General features: G+C 51.8%; 23 protein-coding genes. 16 read left to right on the top strand and 7 right to left on the bottom strand.

Features of this window, described 5'->3' with window-relative positions; all coding sequences use genetic code 11:
* The first annotated feature begins 2 nt into the window (after window positions 1-2).
* From murD to mutT, 12 genes are all read left to right on the top strand, one after another.
* A complete protein-coding gene (murD, locus tag EA14781_RS00955) occupies window positions 3-1,319 on the top strand; it encodes a UDP-N-acetylmuramoyl-L-alanine--D-glutamate ligase (RefSeq protein WP_000796490.1) in 1,317 nt (438 codons plus the stop codon).
* Window positions 1,319-2,563, top strand: coding sequence for a cell division protein FtsW (ftsW, locus tag EA14781_RS00950; RefSeq protein ID WP_002430300.1), 1,245 nt, complete (start codon window positions 1,319-1,321; stop codon window positions 2,561-2,563). The genes murD and ftsW overlap by 1 nt, the downstream gene beginning before the upstream one ends.
* Complete coding sequence (murG, locus tag EA14781_RS00945) at window positions 2,560-3,630, top strand: undecaprenyldiphospho-muramoylpentapeptide beta-N-acetylglucosaminyltransferase (protein WP_000016576.1); 1,071 nt, start codon at window positions 2,560-2,562, stop codon at window positions 3,628-3,630. Before ftsW ends, murG begins: the two co-directional genes overlap by 4 nt.
* Before the next feature lie 53 nt (window positions 3,631-3,683).
* Window positions 3,684-5,159 carry a UDP-N-acetylmuramate--L-alanine ligase gene (gene murC, locus EA14781_RS00940; protein ID WP_001096061.1) on the top strand — a complete coding sequence of 492 codons (1,476 nt, stop codon included), beginning with the start codon at window positions 3,684-3,686 and terminating at the stop codon, window positions 5,157-5,159.
* Complete coding sequence (ddlB, locus tag EA14781_RS00935) at window positions 5,152-6,072, top strand: D-alanine--D-alanine ligase (RefSeq protein ID WP_000130031.1); 921 nt, start codon at window positions 5,152-5,154, stop codon at window positions 6,070-6,072. Before murC ends, ddlB begins: the two co-directional genes overlap by 8 nt.
* A gap of 1 nt (window position 6,073) precedes the next feature.
* Complete coding sequence (gene ftsQ / locus EA14781_RS00930) at window positions 6,074-6,904, top strand: cell division protein FtsQ (protein ID WP_000075733.1); 831 nt, start codon at window positions 6,074-6,076, stop codon at window positions 6,902-6,904.
* On the top strand, window positions 6,901-8,163 hold the full coding sequence (ftsA, locus tag EA14781_RS00925; RefSeq protein ID WP_000588477.1) for a cell division protein FtsA: 1,263 nt from the start codon (window positions 6,901-6,903) through the stop codon (window positions 8,161-8,163). The genes ftsQ and ftsA overlap by 4 nt, the downstream gene beginning before the upstream one ends.
* A gap of 60 nt (window positions 8,164-8,223) precedes the next feature.
* Entirely contained in the window at window positions 8,224-9,375 is a 1,152-nt protein-coding gene (gene ftsZ / locus EA14781_RS00920; protein ID WP_000462778.1) for a cell division protein FtsZ, read from the top strand.
* Window positions 9,376-9,475: 100 nt separating this feature from the next.
* Window positions 9,476-10,393, top strand: coding sequence for a UDP-3-O-acyl-N-acetylglucosamine deacetylase (lpxC, locus tag EA14781_RS00915; RefSeq protein WP_000595486.1), 918 nt, complete (start codon window positions 9,476-9,478; stop codon window positions 10,391-10,393).
* Between the two features lie 231 nt (window positions 10,394-10,624).
* A complete protein-coding gene (gene secM, locus EA14781_RS00910; RefSeq protein ID WP_024164640.1) occupies window positions 10,625-11,137 on the top strand; it encodes a secA translation cis-regulator SecM in 513 nt (170 codons plus the stop codon).
* Window positions 11,138-11,198: 61 nt separating this feature from the next.
* Window positions 11,199-13,904, top strand: coding sequence for a preprotein translocase subunit SecA (gene secA, locus EA14781_RS00905; protein WP_000905807.1), 2,706 nt, complete (start codon window positions 11,199-11,201; stop codon window positions 13,902-13,904).
* 58 nt (window positions 13,905-13,962) lie between these two features.
* Window positions 13,963-14,352 carry an 8-oxo-dGTP diphosphatase MutT gene (mutT, locus tag EA14781_RS00900; RefSeq protein WP_000733106.1) on the top strand — a complete coding sequence of 130 codons (390 nt, stop codon included), beginning with the start codon at window positions 13,963-13,965 and terminating at the stop codon, window positions 14,350-14,352.
* A gap of 561 nt (window positions 14,353-14,913) precedes the next feature.
* Here the strand turns inward: mutT and yacG are convergent.
* Genes yacG through coaE form a run of 3 tightly spaced genes read right to left on the bottom strand, consistent with a single transcriptional unit; the run spans window position 14,914 to window position 16,484 of the window.
* Window positions 14,914-15,111, bottom strand: a complete 198-nt coding sequence (gene yacG / locus EA14781_RS00890; RefSeq protein WP_000005046.1) for a DNA gyrase inhibitor YacG — start codon at window positions 15,109-15,111, stop codon at window positions 14,914-14,916.
* A gap of 9 nt (window positions 15,112-15,120) precedes the next feature.
* Window positions 15,121-15,864 carry a cell division protein ZapD gene (zapD, locus tag EA14781_RS00885; protein ID WP_001194723.1) on the bottom strand — a complete coding sequence of 248 codons (744 nt, stop codon included), beginning with the start codon at window positions 15,862-15,864 and terminating at the stop codon, window positions 15,121-15,123.
* The gene (gene coaE, locus EA14781_RS00880; RefSeq protein ID WP_001270923.1) at window positions 15,864-16,484 is read right to left on the bottom strand and encodes a dephospho-CoA kinase; all 621 of its coding nucleotides are present in this window, start codon (window positions 16,482-16,484) and stop codon (window positions 15,864-15,866) included. The genes zapD and coaE overlap by 1 nt, the downstream gene beginning before the upstream one ends.
* A 24-nt stretch (window positions 16,485-16,508) precedes the next feature.
* Between coaE and EA14781_RS25375 the strand changes: the two genes are divergently transcribed.
* Window positions 16,509-16,556 (top strand): hypothetical protein, encoded by a 48-nt coding sequence (locus EA14781_RS25375; RefSeq protein WP_176221587.1) that lies wholly within the window; start codon window positions 16,509-16,511, stop codon window positions 16,554-16,556.
* Window positions 16,557-16,708: 152 nt separating this feature from the next.
* Window positions 16,709-17,752 carry a GMP reductase gene (guaC, locus tag EA14781_RS00875; RefSeq protein WP_001217345.1) on the top strand — a complete coding sequence of 348 codons (1,044 nt, stop codon included), beginning with the start codon at window positions 16,709-16,711 and terminating at the stop codon, window positions 17,750-17,752.
* Window positions 17,753-17,786: 34 nt separating this feature from the next.
* Here the strand turns inward: guaC and hofC are convergent, their stop codons facing one another.
* The 4 genes from hofC to nadC all read right to left on the bottom strand — a co-directional run bounded on the left by hofC (window position 17,787) and on the right by nadC (window position 21,907).
* The gene (gene hofC, locus EA14781_RS00870; protein ID WP_000157217.1) at window positions 17,787-18,989 is read right to left on the bottom strand and encodes a protein transport protein HofC; all 1,203 of its coding nucleotides are present in this window, start codon (window positions 18,987-18,989) and stop codon (window positions 17,787-17,789) included.
* The gene (gspE, locus tag EA14781_RS00865) at window positions 18,979-20,364 is read right to left on the bottom strand and encodes a type II secretion system protein GspE (protein ID WP_001027408.1); all 1,386 of its coding nucleotides are present in this window, start codon (window positions 20,362-20,364) and stop codon (window positions 18,979-18,981) included. The genes hofC and gspE overlap by 11 nt, the downstream gene beginning before the upstream one ends.
* Before the next feature lie 9 nt (window positions 20,365-20,373).
* On the bottom strand, window positions 20,374-20,814 hold the full coding sequence (gene ppdD, locus EA14781_RS00860) for a prepilin peptidase-dependent pilin (RefSeq protein ID WP_000360888.1): 441 nt from the start codon (window positions 20,812-20,814) through the stop codon (window positions 20,374-20,376).
* A 199-nt stretch (window positions 20,815-21,013) separates the two neighbouring features.
* Complete coding sequence (nadC, locus tag EA14781_RS00850) at window positions 21,014-21,907, bottom strand: carboxylating nicotinate-nucleotide diphosphorylase (RefSeq protein WP_001135182.1); 894 nt, start codon at window positions 21,905-21,907, stop codon at window positions 21,014-21,016.
* 87 nt (window positions 21,908-21,994) lie between these two features.
* Between nadC and ampD the strand changes: the two genes are divergently transcribed.
* Window positions 21,995-22,546, top strand: a complete 552-nt coding sequence (gene ampD / locus EA14781_RS00845) for a 1,6-anhydro-N-acetylmuramyl-L-alanine amidase AmpD (RefSeq protein ID WP_000923737.1) — start codon at window positions 21,995-21,997, stop codon at window positions 22,544-22,546.
* On the top strand, window positions 22,543-23,397 hold the full coding sequence (ampE, locus tag EA14781_RS00840) for a beta-lactamase regulator AmpE (RefSeq protein ID WP_000172027.1): 855 nt from the start codon (window positions 22,543-22,545) through the stop codon (window positions 23,395-23,397). The genes ampD and ampE overlap by 4 nt, the downstream gene beginning before the upstream one ends.
* The last annotated feature ends 22 nt before the right edge of the window (window positions 23,398-23,419 follow it).

Raw genomic sequence — 23,419 nt, 5'->3', positions numbered from 1 at the left:
TCATGGCTGATTACCAGGGTAAAAATGTCGTTATTATCGGCCTGGGCCTCACCGGGCTTTCCTGCGTGGATTTTTTCCTTGCTCGTGGCGTGACGCCGCGCGTTATGGATACGCGGATGACGCCGCCAGGCCTGGATAAATTACCCGAAACGGTAGAACGCTATACTGGCGGTCTCAATGATGAATGGTTAATGGCAGCCGATCTGATTGTCGCAAGCCCTGGTATTGCGCTGGCGCATCCTTCCTTAAGCGCTGCTGCCGATGCCGGAATCGAAATCGTTGGCGATATCGAGCTGTTCTGCCGCGAAGCACAAGCGCCGATTGTGGCGATCACCGGTTCTAACGGTAAAAGCACCGTCACCACTTTAGTGGGTGAAATGGCGAAAGCGGCGGGCGTTAACGTTGGCGTGGGCGGCAACATCGGCCTGCCAGCGTTGATGTTGCTCGATGCTGAGTGTGAATTGTACGTGCTGGAACTGTCGAGCTTCCAACTGGAAACCACTTCCAGCTTGCAGGCAGTGGCGGCGACCATTTTGAACGTGACTGAAGATCATATGGATCGCTATCCGTTTGGTTTGCAGCAATACCGCACAGCAAAACTGCGTATTTACGACAATGCGAAAGTTTGCGTAGTCAATGCCGATGATGCCTTAACGATGCCAATTCGCGGCGCGGATGAACGCTGCGTTAGCTTTGGTGTCAATATGGGCGACTATCACCTGAATCATCAGCAGGGCGAAACCTGGCTACGGGTGAAAGGTGAGAAGGTGTTGAACGTGAAAGAGATGAAGCTTTCCGGGCAACATAACTATACCAATGCCTTGGCGGCGCTGGCGCTGGCTGACGCCGCAGGCTTGCCACGCGCCAGCAGCCTGAAAGCACTGACGACTTTTACCGGTCTGCCGCATCGCTTTGAAGTGGTGCTGGAGCACAACGGCGTGCGCTGGATTAACGATTCGAAAGCCACCAATGTGGGGAGTACGGAAGCGGCGCTGAACGGTTTGCAGGTAGACGGTACGCTGCATTTGTTGTTGGGAGGCGATGGTAAATCGGCAGACTTCAGCCCGCTGGCGCGCTATCTGAATGGCGATAACGTACGCCTGTATTGCTTTGGTCGTGACGGCGCGCAGTTGGCAGCGCTACGCCCGGACGTGGCAGAACAAACCGAAACCATGGAGCAGGCGATGCGTCTATTGGCGCCGCGCGTGCAGCCGGGAGATATGGTTCTGCTTTCTCCGGCCTGTGCCAGCCTCGATCAGTTCAAGAACTTTGAACAACGAGGCAATGAATTTGCCCGTCTGGCGAAGGAGTTCGGTTGATGCGTTTATCTCTCCCTCGCCTGAAAATGCCGCGCCTTCCGGGATTCAGCATTCTGGCATGGATTTTTACGGCGCTGAAAGGCTGGGTGATGGGCTCGCGGGAAAAAGATACCGACAGCCTAATCATGTACGATCGCACCTTGCTGTGGTTGACCTTTGGTCTTGCAGCGATCGGCTTTATCATGGTGACTTCGGCGTCGATGCCTATTGGGCAGCGTTTAACCAACGATCCGTTCTTCTTTGCCAAGCGTGATGGCGTCTATCTGATCATGGCGTTCATTCTGTCGATCATTACGCTGCGTTTGCCGATGGAGTTCTGGCAGCGCTACAGCGCGACCATGCTGCTGGGGTCAATCATCCTGCTGATGATTGTGCTGGTGGTGGGGAGCTCGGTTAAAGGGGCATCGCGTTGGATCGATCTCGGTCTACTGCGTATTCAGCCTGCGGAGCTGACGAAGCTGTCGCTGTTTTGCTATATCGCCAACTATCTGGTGCGCAAAGGCGATGAAGTACGTAACAACCTGCGTGGCTTCCTGAAACCGATGGGTGTGATTCTGGTGCTGGCAGTGTTGCTGCTGGCGCAGCCCGATCTTGGTACGGTGGTGGTGCTGTTTGTGACCACGTTGGCGATGTTGTTCCTGGCTGGCGCGAAATTGTGGCAGTTCATTGCCATTATCGGCATGGGGATTTCAGCGGTCGTGCTGTTGATCCTCGCCGAACCGTACCGTATCCGCCGTGTTACCGCGTTCTGGAACCCGTGGGAAGATCCCTTCGGTAGCGGCTATCAGCTAACGCAATCGTTGATGGCGTTTGGTCGCGGCGAACTGTGGGGGCAAGGTTTAGGTAACTCGGTACAAAAACTGGAGTACCTGCCGGAAGCGCACACTGACTTTATTTTCGCCATTATCGGCGAAGAACTGGGTTATGTCGGTGTGGTATTGGCGCTTTTAATGGTATTCTTCGTCGCTTTTCGCGCGATGTCGATTGGCCGCAAAGCGTTAGAAATTGACCACCGTTTTTCCGGTTTTCTCGCCTGTTCGATTGGTATCTGGTTTAGTTTCCAGGCTCTGGTTAACGTAGGCGCGGCGGCGGGGATGTTACCGACCAAAGGTCTGACATTACCGCTGATCAGCTACGGTGGTTCGAGTTTACTGATTATGTCGACAGCTATCATGATGCTGTTGCGTATTGATTATGAAACGCGTCTGGAGAAAGCGCAGGCGTTTGCACGAGGTTCACGATGAGTGGTCAAGGGAAGCGATTAATGGTGATGGCAGGCGGTACTGGTGGACATGTGTTCCCGGGACTGGCGGTTGCGCACCATTTAATGGCTCAGGGATGGCAAGTCCGCTGGCTGGGCACAGCCGATCGTATGGAAGCGGACTTAGTGCCGAAGCACGGCATCGAAATCGACTTTATTCGCATCTCTGGCCTACGCGGCAAAGGTGTTAAAGCTCTGCTCGCAGCCCCGCTGCGTATCTTTAACGCCTGGCGTCAGGCGCGGGCGATTATGAAAGCTTATAAGCCTGATGTAGTGCTCGGTATGGGCGGCTACGTTTCAGGACCCGGTGGTCTGGCTGCGTGGTCATTAGGTATCCCGGTCGTACTACATGAACAAAATGGTATTGCGGGCTTAACCAATAAATGGCTGGCAAAGATTGCTACCAAAGTGATGCAGGCGTTTCCGGGCGCCTTCCCTGATGCGGAAGTGGTCGGTAACCCGGTGCGCACTGATGTGCTGGCGCTGCCGTTGCCGCAGCAACGTATGGCTGGTCGTGAAGGTCCGATTCGTGTGCTGGTTGTGGGCGGTTCTCAGGGCGCGCGCATTCTTAACCAGACAATGCCGCAGGTCGCGGCAAAGTTGGGCGATACGGTAACTATCTGGCATCAGAGCGGTAAAGGTGCGCAACAAACTGTTGAGCAGGCTTATGCGGGGGCGGGACAACCGCAGCATAAAGTGACGGAATTTATTGATGACATGTCAGCGGCCTATGCGTGGGCGGATGTCGTCGTTTGCCGCTCCGGTGCGTTAACGGTAAGTGAAATCGCCGCGGCGGGGTTACCGGCGTTGTTTGTGCCGTTTCAGCACAAAGACAGGCAGCAGTACTGGAATGCGTTGCCGCTGGAAAAAGCCGGCGCAGCTAAGATTATCGAGCAGCCACAACTTACTGTGGATGCCGTCGCCAACACTCTGGCTGGGTGGTCGCGAGAAACCTTATTAACCATGGCAGAGCGCGCCCGTGCTGCATCTATTCCAGATGCCACCGAGCGAGTGGCAAATGAAGTGAGCCGGGCTGCCGGGCGTAATTAATTGTGGCGGTGCCTTTTGCATCGCATGAATTTGAGAAGTTAATGGCGTAAAGAATGAATACACAACAATTGGCAAAACTGCGTTCCATCGTGCCTGAAATGCGTCGCGTTCGGCACATTCACTTTGTCGGCATCGGTGGTGCCGGTATGGGCGGTATTGCCGAAGTTCTGGCCAATGAAGGGTATCAGATCAGTGGTTCCGATTTAGCGCCAAATCCGGTTACGCAACAGTTAACGAATCTGGGAGCGACGATTTATTTTAACCATCGCCCGGAAAACGTGCGTGATGCCAGCGTTGTGGTGGTTTCCAGCGCGATTTCTGCCGATAACCCGGAAATTGTTGCTGCCCATGAAGCACGTATCCCGGTGATCCGTCGTGCTGAAATGTTGGCCGAGTTGATGCGTTTTCGTCACGGTATCGCCATTGCCGGGACGCATGGTAAAACCACCACCACCGCGATGGTTTCCAGTATTTATGCGGAAGCAGGCCTCGACCCTACTTTTGTTAACGGCGGCCTGGTGAAAGCGGCGGGTGTGCACGCGCGTTTAGGTCATGGTCGTTATCTGATTGCCGAAGCCGATGAAAGCGATGCGTCGTTCCTGCATCTGCAACCAATGGTGGCTATTGTTACCAATATCGAAGCCGATCACATGGATACTTATCAGGGCGACTTCGAGAATTTAAAACAGACCTTTATTAATTTTCTGCACAACTTGCCGTTTTATGGACGTGCGGTGATGTGCGTTGATGATCCGGTGATCCGCGAGTTGTTGCCGCGCGTCGGTCGTCAGACCACCACTTATGGCTTCAGCGAAGATGCTGATGTTCGTGTGGAAGATTATCAGCAGATTGGCCCACAGGGACACTTTACGCTGTTACGTCAGGATAAAGAGCCGATGCGCGTAACCCTGAATGCGCCGGGTCGTCATAACGCTCTGAATGCTGCTGCTGCGGTTGCGGTGGCGACGGAAGAAGGGATTGACGACAATGCTATTCTGCGTGCGCTGGAGAGCTTCCAGGGAACTGGTCGTCGCTTTGATTTCCTTGGTGAATTCCCGTTGGAGCCGGTGAACGGTAAAAGCGGTACCGCAATGTTGGTTGATGACTATGGTCACCATCCCACCGAAGTAGATGCGACCATTAAAGCTGCGCGCGCTGGCTGGCCGGATAAAAATCTGGTGATGCTGTTTCAGCCGCACCGTTTTACCCGAACCCGTGACCTGTATGACGATTTCGCCAATGTGCTGACGCAGGTTGATACCCTGCTGATGCTGGAAGTTTATCCGGCAGGAGAAGCGCCGATTCCGGGAGCGGACAGCCGCTCGTTGTGTCGCACTATTCGTGGACGTGGGAAAATTGATCCCATTCTGGTGCCGGATCCGGCGCAGGTCGCCGAGATGTTAGCACCGGTTTTAACCGGCAACGATCTGATTCTTGTTCAGGGGGCGGGTAATATTGGAAAAATTGCTCGTTCTTTAGCTGAAATCAAACTGAAGCCGCAAACTCCAGAGGAAGAACAACATGACTGATAAAATCGCGGTCCTGTTGGGCGGAACCTCTGCAGAGCGGGAAGTGTCTCTGAATTCTGGCGCGGCTGTGTTAGCCGGGCTGCGTGAGGGCGGCATCGATGCATATCCTGTCGATCCGAAAGAGATTGATGTGACGCAGCTGAAGTCTATGGGCTTTCAGAAAGTATTTATCGCTTTGCATGGGCGTGGTGGTGAAGATGGCACCTTGCAGGGGATGCTCGAACTGATGGGCCTGCCCTATACCGGCAGCGGAGTGATGGCATCTGCGCTGTCAATGGATAAACTACGCAGCAAACTGCTGTGGCAAGGTGCCGGTTTACCCGTTGCCCCCTGGGTGGCGTTAACTCGCGCAGAGTTTGAAAAAGGCCTTAGTGATGAGCAGATTGCAGATATTTCTGCCTTAGGTTTGCCGCTCATCGTTAAACCGAGCCGTGAAGGTTCAAGTGTTGGAATGTCAAAAGTAGTAGCAGAAAATACTCTGCAAGATGCATTAAGATTGGCATTTCAGCATGATGAGGAAGTATTGATTGAAAAATGGCTAAGTGGGCCAGAATTCACGGTTGCGATACTCGGTGAAGAAATTTTACCGTCAATACGTATTCAACCTGCTGGAACCTTCTATGATTATGAGGCGAAGTATCTGTCTGATGAGACACAGTATTTCTGCCCGTCAGGTCTGGAAGCGTCACAAGAGGCCAATTTACAGGCATTAGTGCTGAAAGCATGGATGACTTTAGGTTGCAAAGGATGGGGACGTATTGACGTCATGCTGGATAGTGATGGACAGTTTTATCTGCTGGAGGCTAATACCTCACCGGGTATGACCAGCCACAGCCTGGTGCCGATGGCGGCCCGTCAGGCGGGGTTAAGCTTCTCGCAGTTGGTAGTACGAATTCTGGAACTGGCGGACTAATATGTCGCAGGCTGCTCTGAACACGCGAAATAGCGAAGAAGAAATCTCTTCTCGCCGCAATAATGGAACGCGTCTGGCGGGAATTCTGTTCCTGCTGACCGTTTTGACGACGGTGTTGGTGAGCGGCTGGGTCGTGTTGGGCTGGATGGAAGATGCACAACGCCTGCCGCTCTCAAAGCTGGTGTTGACCGGAGAACGCCATTACACGCGTAATGACGACATCCGGCAGTCGATCCTGGCGTTGGGTGAGCCAGGTACTTTTATGACCCAGGATGTAAACATCATCCAGACGCAAATTGAACAACGCTTGCCGTGGATTAAGCAGGTGAGCGTCAGAAAGCAGTGGCCTGATGAATTGAAGATTCATCTGGTTGAATATGTGCCGATTGCGCGTTGGAATGATCAACATATGGTCGACGCAGAAGGAAATACCTTCAGCGTGCCGCCGGATCGGACCAGCAAGCAGGTGCTTCCGATGTTGTATGGCCCGGAAGGCAGCGCCAATGAAGTGCTGCAGGGCTATCGCGAAATGGGGCAGATGCTGGCAAAGGACAGATTTACTCTGAAGGAAGCGGCGATGACCGCGCGTCGTTCCTGGCAGTTGACGCTGAATAACGGTATTAAGCTCAACCTTGGCCGGGGCGATACGATGAAACGTTTGGCTCGCTTTGTAGAACTTTATCCAGTTTTACAGCAGCAGGCGCAAACCGATGGCAAACGGATTAGCTACGTTGATTTGCGTTATGACTCTGGTGCGGCAGTAGGCTGGGCGCCTTTGCCGCCGGAGGAATCTACTCAGCAACAAAATCAGGCACAGGCAGAACAACAATGATCAAGGCGACGGACAGAAAACTGGTAGTTGGACTGGAGATTGGTACCGCGAAGGTTGCCGCTTTAGTAGGGGAAGTTCTGCCCGACGGTATGGTCAATATCATTGGCGTGGGCAGTTGCCCGTCGCGTGGTATGGATAAAGGCGGTGTCAACGACCTTGAGTCCGTAGTCAAGTGCGTACAGCGTGCGATTGACCAGGCAGAATTGATGGCGGATTGCCAGATCTCTTCGGTATATCTGGCGCTTTCTGGTAAGCACATCAGTTGCCAGAATGAAATTGGTATGGTGCCCATTTCTGAAGAAGAAGTGACGCAAGAAGATGTGGAAAACGTCGTCCATACTGCGAAATCGGTGCGTGTGCGCGATGAACATCGTGTGCTGCATGTGATCCCACAAGAGTATGCGATTGACTATCAGGAAGGGATTAAGAATCCGGTAGGGCTTTCTGGCGTGCGGATGCAGGCAAAAGTGCACCTGATCACATGTCACAATGATATGGCGAAGAACATCGTCAAAGCGGTTGAACGTTGTGGCCTGAAAGTTGACCAACTGATATTTGCCGGACTGGCATCAAGTTATTCGGTATTGACGGAAGACGAACGTGAACTGGGAGTCTGCGTCGTTGATATCGGTGGTGGTACAATGGATATCGCCGTTTATACCGGCGGAGCATTGCGCCACACTAAGGTAATTCCTTATGCTGGCAATGTTGTGACCAGTGATATCGCCTACGCCTTTGGTACGCCGCCAAGCGACGCCGAAGCGATTAAAGTTCGCCATGGCTGCGCGCTTGGCTCGATCGTCGGTAAAGATGAGAGCGTTGAAGTACCAAGTGTAGGCGGCCGCCCGCCACGTAGTCTGCAACGTCAGACTCTGGCGGAAGTGATTGAGCCGCGGTATACCGAGTTGCTCAACCTGGTCAACGAAGAAATATTGCAGCTACAGGAAAAGCTTCGCCAACAGGGGGTGAAACATCACCTGGCGGCAGGGATTGTATTAACGGGTGGTGCGGCACAGATAGAAGGTCTTGCCGCTTGTGCTCAGCGCGTGTTTCATACGCAGGTACGTATCGGCGCGCCGCTGAATATCACCGGTCTAACGGATTATGCTCAGGAGCCGTATTATTCAACGGCGGTGGGATTGCTTCACTACGGGAAAGAGTCACATCTTAGCGGTGAGGCGGAAGTAGAAAAACGTGTTACAGCATCAGTTGGCTCGTGGATTAAGCGACTCAATAGTTGGCTGCGAAAAGAGTTTTAATTTTTATGAGGTCGACGGTGATTACGGCCTCAGGCGACAGGCACAAATCGGAGAGAAACTATGTTTGAACCAATGGAACTTACCAACGACGCGGTGATTAAAGTCATCGGCGTCGGCGGCGGCGGCGGTAATGCTGTTGAACACATGGTGCGCGAGCGCATTGAGGGTGTTGAATTTTTCGCGGTAAATACCGATGCACAGGCGCTGCGTAAAACAGCGGTTGGGCAGACGATTCAGATCGGTAGTGGTATAACCAAAGGATTGGGAGCTGGCGCTAATCCAGAAGTTGGTCGTAATGCGGCTGACGAGGATCGCGATGCACTGCGTGCGGCGCTGGAAGGTGCAGACATGGTCTTTATTGCAGCGGGTATGGGCGGTGGTACTGGTACAGGTGCTGCGCCGGTCGTTGCTGAAGTGGCAAAAGATTTGGGGATCCTGACCGTTGCTGTCGTAACGAAGCCTTTCAACTTTGAAGGCAAGAAACGTATGGCATTTGCGGAGCAGGGGATCACCGAACTGTCCAAGCATGTGGACTCACTGATCACCATCCCGAACGACAAACTGCTGAAAGTTTTGGGCCGCGGCATCTCTCTGCTGGATGCGTTCGGCGCAGCGAATGATGTACTGAAAGGCGCTGTTCAGGGTATCGCCGAACTGATTACTCGTCCGGGCCTGATGAACGTCGACTTTGCTGACGTACGTACTGTAATGTCTGAAATGGGTTACGCAATGATGGGTTCTGGCGTGGCGAGCGGTGAAGACCGTGCGGAAGAAGCGGCTGAAATGGCAATTTCTTCTCCGCTGCTGGAAGATATCGACCTGTCTGGTGCACGTGGTGTGCTGGTTAACATCACGGCGGGCTTCGACCTGCGTCTGGATGAATTCGAGACTGTAGGTAACACCATTCGTGCGTTTGCTTCGGATAACGCTACTGTGGTTATTGGTACTTCTCTTGACCCGGATATGAACGATGAACTGCGTGTAACTGTGGTTGCAACGGGTATCGGCATGGACAAACGTCCTGAAATCACTCTGGTGACGAACAAACAAGTTCAGCAGCCGGTGATGGATCGCTACCAGCAACACGGTATGTCGCCGTTGACACAAGAGCAGAAACTGGTAGCTAAAGTCGTGAACGATAATACGCCGCAAGCAGCTAAAGAGCCGGATTATCTGGATATCCCGGCATTCCTGCGTAAGCAAGCTGATTAAGAATTGGCTGGAATTTGGGTTTCGAGGCTCTTTGTGCTAAACTGGCCCGCCGAATGTATAGTACACTTCGGTTGGATAGGTAATTTGGCGAGATAATACGATGATCAAACAAAGGACACTTAAACGTATCGTTCAGGCGACGGGTGTCGGTTTACACACCGGCAAGAAAGTCACCCTGACGTTACGCCCTGCGCCGGCCAACACCGGGGTCATCTATCGTCGCACCGACTTGAATCCACCGGTAGATTTCCCGGCTGATGCCAAATCTGTGCGTGATACCATGCTTTGCACGTGTCTGGTCAATGAGCATGATGTACGGATTTCAACCGTTGAGCATCTGAACGCTGCTTTGGCGGGCTTGGGCATTGATAACATTGTTATCGAAGTTAATGCGCCGGAAATCCCGATCATGGACGGCAGTGCTGCTCCGTTTGTATACCTGCTGCTTGATGCCGGTATTGACGAGCTAAACTGCGCCAAGAAATTTGTACGCATCAAAGAGACCGTTCGTGTCGAAGATGGCGATAAGTGGGCTGAATTCAGGCCGTACAATGGTTTTTCGCTGGATTTCACCATCGATTTCAATCATCCGGCTATCGACTCCAGCAACCAGCGCTATGCGATGAACTTCTCTGCTGATGCGTTTATGCGCCAGATCAGCCGTGCGCGTACGTTCGGTTTCATGCGTGATATCGAATATCTGCAGTCCCGTGGCCTGTGCTTGGGCGGCAGCTTCGATTGTGCCATCGTTGTTGACGATTATCGCGTACTGAACGAAGACGGCCTGCGTTTTGAAGACGAGTTTGTGCGTCACAAAATGCTCGATGCGATCGGTGACTTGTTTATGTGTGGTCACAACATTATTGGTGCATTTACCGCTTATAAATCTGGTCATGCACTAAATAACAAATTGTTGCAAGCTGTCCTGGCGAAACAGGAAGCTTGGGAATACGTGACCTTCCAGGACGACGCAGAACTGCCGTTGGCTTTCAAAGCGCCTTCGACTGTACTGGCATAACGACATCTATACTGTCGTATAAAATTCGACTGGCAAATCTGGCACTCTCTCCGGCCAGGTGAACCAGTCGTTTTTTTGGGTTTTTTATCACCATCGCAAAATAAACTGCACAATCGCTGTTTTCTTAAGCTGTTTTACGCACAACTTATCTTCATTCCTGCTGTGGATTTCAGGCTTTAATGATAAGATTTGTGCGCGAAAAACGTTGAATACGATCGGGATGGCAATAACGTGAGTGGAATACTGACGCGCTGGCGACAGTTTGGTAGACGCTACTTCTGGCCGCATCTCTTATTAGGGATGGTCGCGGCGAGTTTAGGTCTGCCTGTACTCAGCAACGCAGCCGAGTCAAATGCGCCAGCAAAAGCGACAACCCGTAATCACGAACCTTCCGCCAAAGTTAACTTTGGTCAGTTGGCCTTGCTGGAAGCAAATACGCGCCGCCCGAGCTCGAATTACTCCGTTGATTACTGGCATCAACATGCCATTCGTACGGTAATCCGTCATCTTTCCTTCGCAATGGCGCCACAAACGTTGCCTGTTGCCGAAGAAACTTTACCTCTTCAGGCGCAACATCTTGCGTTACTGGATACCCTCAGCGCGCTGCTGACTCAGGAAGGCTCGCCGTCCGAGAATGTCTATCGCATTGACTATGTGCATTTTAGTCCACAAGCGACATTTAGCACGCCCGTCTGGATAAGCCAGGCGCAAGGTATTCGCGCTGGTCCTCAACGCCTTAGCTAACAACAATAAACCTTTACTTCATTTTATTAACTCCGCAACGCGGGGCGTTTGAGATTTTATTATGCTAATCAAATTATTAACTAAAGTTTTCGGTAGTCGTAACGATCGTACCCTGCGCCGGATGCGCAAAGTCGTCAACATGATCAATGCCATGGAACCGGAGATGGAAAAACTCTCCGACGAAGAGCTGAAAGGGAAAACGGCAGAGTTTCGCGCACGTCTGGAAAAAGGCGAAGTGCTGGAAAATTTAATCCCGGAAGCCTTTGCAGTCGTACGTGAAGCAAGTAAGCGTGTCTTCGGTATGCGTCATTTCGACGTTCAGTTACTTGGTGGTATGGTCCTCAATGAACGTTGCATTGCGGAAATGCGTACTGGTGAAGGTAAAACGCTGACCGCAACGCTGCCTGCTTACCTGAACGCATTAAGCGGTAAGGGGGTGCACGTTGTTACCGTCAACGATTATCTGGCGCAGCGTGACGCTGAAAACAACCGTCCGTTGTTCGAATTTCTCGGTATGACTGTCGGCATCAACTTGCCCGGTATGCCTGCGCCAGCCAAACGTGAAGCCTACGCGGCTGACATCACTTACGGTACAAACAACGAGTATGGATTTGACTACCTGCGCGATAACATGGCGTTTAGCCCTGAAGAGCGTGTACAGCGTAAACTGCATTATGCGTTGGTGGACGAAGTTGACTCCATTCTGATCGATGAGGCGCGTACGCCGCTAATCATTTCCGGCCCGGCAGAAGATAGCTCGGAAATGTATAAGCGAGTAAACAAAATTATTCCGCATCTGATTCGTCAGGAAAAAGAAGACTCCGAAACCTTCCAGGGTGAAGGTCACTTCTCAGTTGACGAAAAATCTCGTCAGGTAAACCTGACCGAACGTGGTCTGGTGCTGATTGAAGAATTGCTGGTAAAAGAAGGCATTATGGATGAAGGCGAGTCCCTGTACTCTCCGGCTAATATTATGCTGATGCACCATGTAACCGCAGCGCTACGTGCCCATGCCCTGTTTACCCGCGACGTTGATTACATCGTTAAAGATGGTGAAGTTATCATCGTTGACGAACATACTGGTCGTACCATGCAGGGCCGCCGCTGGTCTGATGGTTTGCACCAGGCTGTGGAAGCGAAAGAAGGTGTACAGATCCAGAACGAAAACCAGACGCTGGCTTCGATCACCTTCCAGAACTACTTCCGCCTGTATGAAAAACTGGCTGGGATGACCGGTACTGCCGATACTGAAGCGTTTGAATTTAGCTCTATCTACAAACTGGATACTGTCGTTGTACCAACCAACCGACCGATGATTCGTAAAGATCTGCCAGACCTGGTCTACATGACCGAAGCAGAAAAAATTCAGGCGATCATTGAGGATATCAAAGAGCGTACTGCGAAAGGACAGCCGGTGCTGGTGGGGACTATCTCGATCGAGAAATCGGAGCTGGTGTCAAATGAATTGACCAAAGCGGGTATCAAACACAACGTCCTGAACGCTAAATTCCACGCCAACGAAGCGGCGATTGTTGCTCAGGCGGGGTATCCTGCTGCCGTGACTATCGCAACCAACATGGCGGGTCGTGGTACTGACATTGTGCTTGGCGGTAGCTGGCAGGCAGAAGTTGCCGCGCTGGAAAATCCGACTGCAGAGCAAATTGAAAAAATTAAAGCCGACTGGCAGGTGCGTCACGACGCGGTGCTGGCGGCAGGTGGTTTGCATATCATCGGTACAGAACGTCACGAATCCCGTCGTATCGATAACCAGTTGCGTGGTCGTTCTGGTCGCCAGGGGGATGCCGGTTCTTCCCGCTTCTACCTGTCGATGGAAGATGCGTTGATGCGTATTTTTGCTTCTGACCGCGTGTCCGGCATGATGCGTAAACTGGGGATGAAACCAGGCGAAGCCATTGAGCACCCGTGGGTGACTAAAGCGATTGCTAACGCCCAACGTAAAGTTGAAAGCCGTAACTTCGATATTCGTAAGCAATTGCTGGAATATGATGACGTGGCTAACGATCAGCGTCGCGCCATTTACTCCCAGCGTAACGAACTGCTGGATGTCAGCGATGTGAGTGAAACCATCAACAGCATTCGTGAGGATGTGTTCAAAGCGACCATTGATGCTTATATTCCGCCACAGTCTCTGGAAGAAATGTGGGACATTCCGGGGCTGCAGGAACGTCTGAAAAACGATTTTGATCTTGAATTGCCGATTGCCGAGTGGCTGGATAAAGAGCCTGAACTGCACGAAGAGACACTACGTGAGCGTATTCTGGCGCAATCCATCGAAGTGTATCAGCGTAAAGAAGAGGTGGTTGGTGCTGAGATGATGCGTCACTTCGAGAAAGGCGTGATGCTGCAGACGCTCGATTCTCTGTGGAAAGAGCACCTGGCAGCGATGGATTATCTGCGTCAGGGTATCCACCTGCGTGGTTACGCACAGAAAGATCCAAAGCAGGAGTACAAGCGTGAGTCCTTCTCCATGTTTGCAGCAATGCTGGAATCGCTAAAATATGAAGTGGTTAGTACGTTGAGCAAAGTTCAGGTACGCATGCCGGAAGAGGTTGAAGCTCTGGAAATGCAGCGCCGGGAAGAGGCCGAGCGTTTAGCGCAAATGCAGCAGCTTAGCCATCAGGATGATGACTCTGCCGCCGCCGCTGCGCTGGCTGCACAAACGGGTGAGCGTAAAGTTGGTCGTAACGACCCCTGTCCGTGTGGTTCGGGGAAAAAATACAAGCAGTGCCATGGTCGCCTGCAATAAAAACTAATCAATAAAACAAAGGCGCAGGAATCTGCGCCTTTTTTACAGGTTTAAGACAATGAAAAAGCTGCATATTGCCGTCGGTATTATTCGCAACAAGAACAATGAAATCTTTATAACCCGCCGCGCCGCAGATGCGCACATGGCGAATAAGCTGGAGTTTCCTGGCGGTAAAATTGAAGTGGGTGAAACACCAGAACAGGCGTTGGTGCGGGAGCTTCAGGAAGAGGTTGGGATTACCCCACAACATTTTTCGCTATTTGAAAAGCTGGAATATGAATTCCCGGACAGGCATATAACACTGTGGTTCTGGCTGGTCGAAAGCTGGGAAGGGAAGCCGTGGGGTAAAGAAGGGCAACCCGGTGAGTGGATGTCGCTGGTCGGCCTGAATGCCGATGATTTTCCGCCAGCCAATGAACCGGTAATTGCGAAGCTTAAGCGTATGTAGGTCGGATAAAGCGTTTATGCCGCATCCGACATTTGCACACGATGCCTGATGCGACGCTGGTGCGTCTTATCAGGCCTATATGGTTTATTAACTCATTGATATGCAAGGTCTTGTAGGTCGGATAAGGCGTTCTCGCCGCATCCGACATTTGCACACGATGCCTGATGCGGCGCTGGTGCGTCTTATCAGGCCTACATGGTTTATTAACTCGTTGATAAATTAGGTTTTGTAGGTCGGATAAGGCGTCACGCCGCATCCGACATTTGCACATGATGCCTGATGCGGCGCTGTCGCGTCTTATCAGGCCTGTATGGTTTATTAACTCATTGATATGCAAGGTCTTGTAGGTCGGATAAGGCGTCACGCCGCATCCGACATTTACACATGATGCCTGATGCGACGCTGTCGCGTCTTATCAGGCCTACATGGTTTATTAACTCGTTGATATGCAAGGTCTTGTAGGTCGGATAAGGCGTTCACGCCGCATCCAGCATTTGCACACGATGCCTGATGCGGCGCTGTCGCGTTTTATCAGGCTTGCGTGTGGCATCAGACAAAAAGTTACTGCTTTGGCTCTTCGCTCCAGTCATCGCTTTCGGAAAGATCGCCGCTGCTGGGGATTCGTTTCTCCTCTGCGGCCCACTCTCCGAGGTCTATCAACTGACAACGTTTGGAACAAAATGGCCGAAACGGGCTGACTTCACCCCACACCACTGTTTTCCCACAGGTTGGGCAATTCACCGTAATAGTTTCTGACATTTTTACTCCTTAGCAACAGGCCAGTTCAAAGTCCAGACGCTCCGGCACCTGTCCGTTCTCACTGTCCAGTGGCATAAAGCGAATGGCAAAACGACTCTTATGACCGGATATTTGCGGATAAAGTTGTGAATCGAGGGCAAGATTCAGACGCAGCAAATCGGCGTCTTCGCCATTATCCTGATAAAAGCCATTCAGGCTGGTTTGTTTACGGAACGGCGCTGACTGGCGAATTAAATCCAGCACCATCGTAAGGGCCTGCGTTAGCGGATTCAGGCTGGCAATCCAGGTTTCAACCTGAGAGTCGCGCTGTGCCTGAGATAAATGTAGCCAGATATGCAATGTGGGCAAATCAAAGCTACAACAGCCGCCAGGGATACTCAGGCGCTGACGCACAAGCGCAATCAGGCGATCTTCACGCAAAAACTGTCCGATACGCGGCGCGGAAATTAACACGCTACCCGCCGCTTTCAACTGCTGAATTAATGTTTCAATGCGGCTCTGATCCACACCAGGTACACCAATCCAGGCCTGGAGTTTACGCTGCTGGCGGTCAAGTTCTTTCAACAGCTCAGTGCGTACTTCGCCACGCTCAAGCACGTCCAGCAATTCACTAACATTACGGAAGAAATGCAGAGCGCCAGCGTGGTCAGCGATGGGTAAATTAACGGTGAGTTGTTGAATCAAAAACTCAATACGCAGCCATGTGCGCATTTTTTCATTTAGTGGATGTTCAAAAAGGACCTGGGTCTGCATTACGGTTTTTCCTGTGAGACAAACTGCGACGCGAGCTGCAAATAGTGTGCGTGCAAGCGGGCAACATCCGATGCAATGGCATCCGGTGCGCCGTTATTATCAATGACGTCATCTGCTACGGCAAGACGGGCTTCGCGCGTAGCCTGGGCAGCAAGAATTTGTTCGACATGTTCGCGAGAAACATCGTCACGTCGCATAGTGCGCTTAAGTTGCGTTTCTGGGCTGACATCCACCACCAGCACACGATTCGCTTTTTTATGCAGTGAGTTTTCTATCAACAATGGCACAACCCACAGCACATAAGGTGAGGTTGCCTGCTGGATCTGGCGTTGTGTTTCCTGCTGAATCAGTGGATGTAGCAGGGCGTTAAGCCAGTTTTTTTCTTCCGGGACGGCGAAGATCCGTTTGCGTAACGCTCGGCGTTGCAATGTTCCGTCAGCAGCAATCATGTCAGCACCAAAGTGCTCAGCGATAGCGCGTAACGCAGGGCTACCTGGTTCAACCACCTGACGCGCAATAATATCGGCATCAATGACGTTAATTCCGAGGTCAGCAAATGCATTTGCAACGGTGCTCTTGCCACTGCCAATGCCGCCCGTCAGGGCAACCGTATACCTCATAATTTATATTCCCGGGAATTCATCATGATTATCAAAATGTTAAAAATGAGCGTGCGAAAGCGAAATTGCTGAAACGTTCGCCCACTATTTACCAGGTAAATTTATGGGATTGTAGCGTAAAAAAAGACAATTTCGCAGTCTTGCGCAGTATCGATTAGTGCGTATGATAGCGTCACTGGAGTTGCGCTCTTACCCTTATAGCCATTAACCCCAGGAATCCGCACATGCGTATTGAAGAAGATCTGAAGTTAGGTTTTAAAGACGTCCTCATCCGCCCTAAACGCTCCACCCTTAAAAGCCGTTCTGATGTTGAACTGGAACGTCAATTCACCTTTAAACACTCAGGTCAAAGCTGGTCCGGTGTGCCAATCATCGCCGCGAATATGGACACTGTCGGCACTTTTTCCATGGCCTCTGCGCTGGCTTCTTTTGATATTTTGACTGCGGTGCATAAACACTATTCTGTTGAAGAGTGGCAGGCATTTATCAATAACTCTTCCGCAGATGTACTGAAACATGTGATGGTTTCTACTGGTACGTCTGATGCGGATTTCGAAAAAACGAAACAAATTCTCGACCTGAACCCGGCATTAAACTTCGTTTGTATTGATGTGGCGAATGGTTACTCTGAGCACTTTGTACAGTTCGTTGCAAAAGCGCGTGAAACCTGGCCGACCAAAACCATTTGTGCTGGTAATGTAGTAACTGGCGAAATGTGTGAAGAGTTGATTCTTTCCGGTGCCGATATCGTTAAAGTTGGCATTGGCCCTGGCTCTGTTTGTACAACTCGCGTGAAAACGGGCGTCGGTTATCCGCAGCTTTCTGCAGTGATCGAATGTGCCGATGCCGCGCACGGTCTGGGGGGGATGATCGTCAGTGATGGCGGTTGCACCATGCCGGGCGATGTGGCTAAAGCCTTTGGCGGCGGCGCCGATTTCGTGATGCTGGGCGGTATGCTGGCAGGTCACGAAGAGAGCGGTGGTCGCATTGTCGAAGAGAACGGCGAGAAATTTATGCTGTTCTACGGCATGAGCTCCGAGTCTGCGATGAAACGTCACGTTGGCGGCGTTGCGGAATATCGTGCTGCAGAAGGTAAAACCGTTAAGTTGCCGCTTCGTGGCCCGGTAGAAAACACAGCTCGCGATATTCTCGGTGGTTTGCGTTCCGCTTGTACTTACGTTGGGGCTTCACGCCTGAAAGAGCTGACCAAGCGCACCACGTTTATTCGCGTTCAGGAACAAGAAAACCGTATCTTCAATAACCTGTAATCGTACAGCGCTGGCGTGGTTCATCGTGCCAGCGTTACCCCATCCCACTCATTGCGTCGCCTAAATGGAAAATTGGTAAATACATTGCCACCACCAGCGTGCCGATAATCCCTCCAGTAATAACCAGCAGCGCTGGTTCCAGCAAGGCGGCAAGATTATCTGCCAGCGCAAACGTATTATCCCGGTGATGATGGGCGAGATTATCCAGCATGAGATCGAGTGAACCGGATGCTTCTCCCGTTCTCACCAACTGCAAACAGAGCGGGCTAAACTCATCGGCATTTTTTAGCGCCAGCCAGATGGGCTGCCCGTTGCTGATATCGAGCTGGATTTGTGTCATAAGTTGTGCCCAGTATGGGCAACGCATTGTTTCTCTGACACTTTCTACTCCCTGCAAAAAAGTAATCCCCGCGCTTTGCGTCAGCGCCAGAATCGTAAAAATCTGCGTGAGCTTTTGGCCCCGAATCAGAGCTCCCATAACTGGAATGCGTAGCAGTAACTTCTGCCGCACGATAAGCCAGGTTGAGCGACGCATTAGCAGTTTGTTCGCTACTACCAGCAAAAAACCGAACAGAATTAGTAACCAGCCCCAATGACTACTGAAGTCAGCCAGCGTTATGATTCCCTGCGTCAATGCGGGTAGTGGAGTGTTAAAGGTTTTATAGATGGCAGCAAACTCCGGCAGAACAAAATGCAGCATTGCCACAACTACCATAATTGCCATCGCTAAAATAATGACGGGATAACGCAAGGCTGATTTCACTTTATCGGTTAACTGACGCTGGGCTTTTTGCTGGCGAGCCAGTTCAAAGCAGCATTCATCCAGCTTACCTGTCAATTCGCCAGTACGGATCATCGCCTGATAAAGCGGTGGAAAAACCTCTGCCCAGGGCAATAAAGCATTGGAGAAAGCAATACCCTGTTCGAGATCGTGCGCCAGCGATTGCAACAACGCTTGCCATTGTTTGCTGGGATGTTGCTCTACCAGTAACGCCAGACTTTCTGAAAGCGTTAACCCGGCTTTGAGTAGTGTCGCCAGTTGATGAATGACTTCCGCGCTTTTGTCTCCACGCCACTGTGCAGGATTGATGGCGATTCGCTTCAGGTGCAGTGGCGTCACCCTTTGTTGCTGTAGAGCCAAAAGCAACAAGGCACGACTTTCCGCCCAGAGCGTTCCATCTTGCGCGTGGCCTTCGTGGGTAACGCCCTGCCAGTGCCAGAGTTGCTTACTCGCCATGCGGCATTCCTAATACACGAATCATTTCTTCAAAGGTGGTTAAGCCTTGCTCCACAGCAAGGCAGCCGTTTTCAAAAAGTGTGCACATTCCCATCTGCCGGGCATGTGTTTCCAGCAATTCCGCGTCAGTATTTGCGGCAATAAGCTGGCTTATTGCTGGCGTAATGGGCAGAACTTCAAATAAGGCTGTGCGGCCATAGAAACCGTGGTAGCAATGTTCACAGCCCGATGCTTGCCAGCGGGGCAGTGGAGATGACCATAAATTGCCTGGAAGATAGATTGGCGCTCCTTGCTGTTGGCGGCAATGCGGACAAAGTTTACGGAGCAGGCGTTGGGCTATCACCAGCGTGAGCGCCGATGAGAGCATCCAGCGGGCAACGCCCATTTGCTGTAAGCGCACCAGCGTTTCACAGGTGGAGTTGGTGTGCAGCGTGGACAATACCAGATGACCGGTTTGCGCGGCTTTAATTGCGATTTCCGCCGTTTCTCCATCGCGAATTTCGCCTACCATAATCACGTCGGGATCCTGGCGTAATAACGCGCGTAAAACCCCCTGAAAGGTAAGACCAGCACGCGAATGGATTTGTGTCTGGTTTAGCCCGGTGATGGGGATCTCTACCGGATCTTCCACGCTGCAAATATTAATATCGACGGTATTCAGCGTTTGCAGCGCGCTATAAAGTGTGACTGTTTTGCCGCTACCGGTTGGGCCGGTAACCAACACCAGTCCCTGTGGTTGCTGCAATGCATGGGCAAATTCCGCCAGTTGTGACGGCTGCATTCCTAACGCGTTGATATCCAGCCTCTGGTTTACCTGTTGTAACAAGCGTAATACTACCTTTTCGCCCCCCCGACATGGCAGGGTAGCTATACGAAATGAGACGGTGTTGCCTGCCAGTTCGACAGTGAATTGCCCATCTTGCGGCAGGCGATGTTCCGCAATATCCAGGCTTCCCAACACTTTTAATCTGGCGGTTAATGCGACTCCGGCATCCAGCGTAATATCAGGCAAAGGGTGCAGCACGCCGTCGATACGCAAGCGGATGCGATAGGCATTATCTGCTGGTTCGATATGAATATCAGAAGCGCGTTGTTCCAGTGCAGATTGTAATGTTTGAATCAGTAACTCAACTTTGTGCTGATGCTTCTCCGGGGCCGTGACCGATAAGACTTGTTGCGAGCGGGTGGCGTGACCTTCCATCTGCTGGCGCGTCCAGCAGGTGATGTCAATACGTTTAGTGGTCGCAAAATGCAAAGCATCCAGCAGCTCATGCGAGGGCGCATCGACCACCGCAACATGAACCACCTCTTCGCTGGCATCCAGTAAGACCCCCTGGTAACGCAGACACAGAGCGGTGAGCTGTGAAATATTCATCGCCGCTCCTTAGTTGGCGTTATCAAAGCGGAAGACGTCTGTGCAGGCTTGCTGCAACGCGCTATCGTTTTGAATATTGCAGTTGTGCGTCCAGCCGGTGACGCCGTTAGCGTTATCCCAACCGGGTGTCATGATGACGCTTAGTCCATTGAGACTCTCTTGCCCGGTCAGCGATACCACACCTTTTGCCACACTCATGGCGGAGACATAACGCGTCGTAGTGGGCGAGGGGATGCCATTGCTGCCGCCGTCACAGGTGTTCAACCCACCATGTTCCAGTGCACACAATTCTACGGCAGTACGGTAAGGTACAAAGGCTTGCAGCATGTCGGTGAGCGCAGCTTTGCGCAGATAGTTCTGATATGCGGGAATGCCGATGGCGCTTAAAATGGCAATGATGCCGATAACAACCATCAGTTCGATAAGTGTAAAGCCGCGTTGTTTGTCCATCTGTTTTTTTGCTCCTTGATTTGATTATCGCTACTCTGGCAAACGTCATTGGCACTGGCGAGAGGCAAAAAACGAAACGGGAAGGCGGCTTCAGAGGTTTTTTATTATGTTGCAGCGTAAGACAAGGAATTTGCGAGGCGCTACGAAGAAAGGAGGGAAGAATATCCGCCCGCGATGGAGCGGATAAACGTGTCAGCAGTTAGCGAAAACGCATTGAAAGGTCGAGTGCCTGTACGTGTTTAGTTAGCGCACCGACGGAGATAAAGTCCACGCCCGTTTCGGCAAACTCACGCAGAGTTTTGTCGGTGACATTGCCTGAGACTTCCAGCAGCGCTTTGCCATTGGTGCGTTTGACGGCTTCGCGCATCTGTTCTGTTTCGAAGTTATCCAGCATGATGATATCGGCACCTGCTTTCAGGGCTTCATCAAGTTCTTCCAGATTCTCTACTTCGACTTCTACTGGCGCATCCGGGTGCAACCAGGACGCTTTTTCGACTGCCTGCCGCACCGAGCCGGAAGCAATAATATGGTTTTCTTTGATCAGGAAGGCGTCGGAAAGGCCCAGGCGGTGGTTAGCGCCGCCGCCGCAAAGTACCGCGTATTTCAGGGCAGAACGCAGACCTGGCAAGGTTTTTCGCGTATCCAGCAGTTGGGTGTCGGTGCCTTCCAACAGCCCGACATAATGACGAACCTTACTGGCAACACCGGAGAGGGTTTGCACAAAATTGAGTGCAGTGCGTTCGCCCGTCAACAGCACGCGGGATGGTCCTTCCAGTTCAAATAGCAGTTGATTGACTTTAATGATATCGCCGTCATCTACATGCCAGGTAAGAGTGACGTCGTCGCCAGCCAGTTGAATAAATACCTCTTCAACCCAGCGTTTACCACAAAAGACGCCGTTTTCGCGAGTGATAACCGTGGCGTGAGAGCGAGAATTTTCCGGTAAAAGTTTTGCCGTAATATCATTGTTGGCATCGACTGTTCCGCCCAAATCCTCCCGCAGCGCCTGGGCCACCGCGCCGGGAATATCGAGATTAATGCGTTCCAGCAGCTCGTCACGTCGGGTGTCAGGGTTATAGCGGCGAGGCGGCATGTTAAAACTCCAGATAGCTAACGAATCATAAGGTAGAAACATGCTACTCTGAACCGGGTATTAGCACCACATATAAGGAGATCCTGCATGTTGTTAGAACAGGGGTGGCTGGTCGGCGCGCGCCGCGTTCCCTCACCGCATTACGATTGTCGCCCGGATAACGAAATTCCCACCTTGCTGGTGGTGCACAATATTAGCCTGCCGCCAGGTGAATTTGGCGGCCCGTGGATTGATGCATTATTCACAGGAACTATCGATCCGCAGGCTCATCCCTTCTTTGCCGGGATCGCTCATTTGCGCGTCTCTGCTCACTGTTTGATTCGCCGTGATGGTGAAATTGTTCAGTATGTTCCTTTCGATAAACGCGCCTGGCATGCGGGGGTATCTCAGTACCAGGGGCGCGAACGCTGTAATGATTTCTCTATTGGGATTGAGCTGGAAGGCACTGATACGCTGGCTTATACCGATGCGCAGTATCAGCAACTGGCAGCCGTTACGCGCGCGCTGATTAATCACTATCCGGCTATTGCCAGTAATATGACAGGGCATTGCGATATTGCGCCAGAGCGTAAAACTGATCCCGGCCCCGCATTTGATTGGGTGCGGTTTCGCGCCCTGGTCAGCAAGGAGACAACATGACGCTGTTCACAACCTTACTGGTGTTAATTTTTGAGCGTCTGTTTAAGTTAGGCGAGCACTGGCAGCTTGATCATCGTGTTGAGGCGTTTTTTCGGCGGGTAAAACATTTTTCGTTGGGGCGCACGTTGGCGATGACCATTATTGTAATGGGCGTGACTTTTATACTATTGCGCGCGTTGCAGGGGATATTGTTCAACGTTCCGACGCTGCTGGTATGGTTGTTGATCGGTTTGCTATGCATTGGCGCCGGTAAAGTTCGTCTTCATTATCATGCCTATCTGACTGCCGCTGCACGTAACGATAGCCATGCCCGTTCCACGATGGCTGGCGAGTTAACCATGATTCACGGCATCCCCGCGGGCTGCGATGAACGTGAGTACTTGCGTGAGCTGCAAAATGCGTTGTTGTGGACCAACTTTCGTTTTTACCTTGCACCGCTATTCTGGTTGATTGTGGGGGGAACCTGGGGACCGGTTACTCTGATGGGCTATGCGTTTTTACGGGCGTGGCAGTCTTGGCTGGCGCGTTACCAGACACCCCATCATCGTCTACAGTCGGGGATTGATGTGATACTGCATGTGCTGGATTGGGTACCGGTTCGTCTTGCAGGCGTGGTTTATGCACTGATTGGTCATGGTGAAAAAGCGTTACCGGCCTGGTTTGCTTCGCTGGGGGACTTTCACACTTCTCAATATCAGGTGTTAACGCGTCTGGCACAGTTCTCACTGGCGCGTGAACCGCATGTCGATAAGGTAGAGACGCCGAAGGCCGCGGTTTCAATGGCGAAGAAAACCTCGTTCGTGGTTGTGGTGGTGATTGCGCTACTGACGATTTACGGGGCGTTAGTGTAAAGATTGTTGCCCTCACCAGGAG

Source organism: Escherichia albertii NBRC 107761 = DSM 17582, assembly GCF_000759775.1.
Taxonomy (GTDB): Bacteria; Pseudomonadota; Gammaproteobacteria; order Enterobacterales; family Enterobacteriaceae; genus Escherichia; species Escherichia albertii.
Note: the sequence above shows the minus strand (reverse complement) of the source record. Positions and strands in the feature narration are given on the sequence as shown.

Coding starts and splice junctions, on each gene's coding strand:
- ftsZ (WP_000462778.1), top strand. CDS start 8,224: ATGTTTGAACCAATGGAACTTACCAACGACGCGGTGATTAAAGTCATC.
- guaC (WP_001217345.1), top strand. CDS start 16,709: ATGCGTATTGAAGAAGATCTGAAGTTAGGTTTTAAAGACGTCCTCATC.
- ampD (WP_000923737.1), top strand. CDS start 21,995: ATGTTGTTAGAACAGGGGTGGCTGGTCGGCGCGCGCCGCGTTCCCTCA.
- ppdD (WP_000360888.1), bottom strand. CDS start 20,814: ATGGACAAACAACGCGGCTTTACACTTATCGAACTGATGGTTGTTATC.
- ftsQ (WP_000075733.1), top strand. CDS start 6,074: ATGTCGCAGGCTGCTCTGAACACGCGAAATAGCGAAGAAGAAATCTCT.
- coaE (WP_001270923.1), bottom strand. CDS start 16,484: ATGAGGTATACGGTTGCCCTGACGGGCGGCATTGGCAGTGGCAAGAGC.
- secA (WP_000905807.1), top strand. CDS start 11,199: ATGCTAATCAAATTATTAACTAAAGTTTTCGGTAGTCGTAACGATCGT.
- ftsA (WP_000588477.1), top strand. CDS start 6,901: ATGATCAAGGCGACGGACAGAAAACTGGTAGTTGGACTGGAGATTGGT.
- zapD (WP_001194723.1), bottom strand. CDS start 15,864: ATGCAGACCCAGGTCCTTTTTGAACATCCACTAAATGAAAAAATGCGC.
- murC (WP_001096061.1), top strand. CDS start 3,684: ATGAATACACAACAATTGGCAAAACTGCGTTCCATCGTGCCTGAAATG.
- gspE (WP_001027408.1), bottom strand. CDS start 20,364: ATGAATATTTCACAGCTCACCGCTCTGTGTCTGCGTTACCAGGGGGTC.
- murD (WP_000796490.1), top strand. CDS start 3: ATGGCTGATTACCAGGGTAAAAATGTCGTTATTATCGGCCTGGGCCTC.
- ddlB (WP_000130031.1), top strand. CDS start 5,152: ATGACTGATAAAATCGCGGTCCTGTTGGGCGGAACCTCTGCAGAGCGG.
- ampE (WP_000172027.1), top strand. CDS start 22,543: ATGACGCTGTTCACAACCTTACTGGTGTTAATTTTTGAGCGTCTGTTT.
- hofC (WP_000157217.1), bottom strand. CDS start 18,989: ATGGCGAGTAAGCAACTCTGGCACTGGCAGGGCGTTACCCACGAAGGC.
- mutT (WP_000733106.1), top strand. CDS start 13,963: ATGAAAAAGCTGCATATTGCCGTCGGTATTATTCGCAACAAGAACAAT.
- lpxC (WP_000595486.1), top strand. CDS start 9,476: ATGATCAAACAAAGGACACTTAAACGTATCGTTCAGGCGACGGGTGTC.
- nadC (WP_001135182.1), bottom strand. CDS start 21,907: ATGCCGCCTCGCCGCTATAACCCTGACACCCGACGTGACGAGCTGCTG.
- yacG (WP_000005046.1), bottom strand. CDS start 15,111: ATGTCAGAAACTATTACGGTGAATTGCCCAACCTGTGGGAAAACAGTG.
- murG (WP_000016576.1), top strand. CDS start 2,560: ATGAGTGGTCAAGGGAAGCGATTAATGGTGATGGCAGGCGGTACTGGT.
- ftsW (WP_002430300.1), top strand. CDS start 1,319: ATGCGTTTATCTCTCCCTCGCCTGAAAATGCCGCGCCTTCCGGGATTC.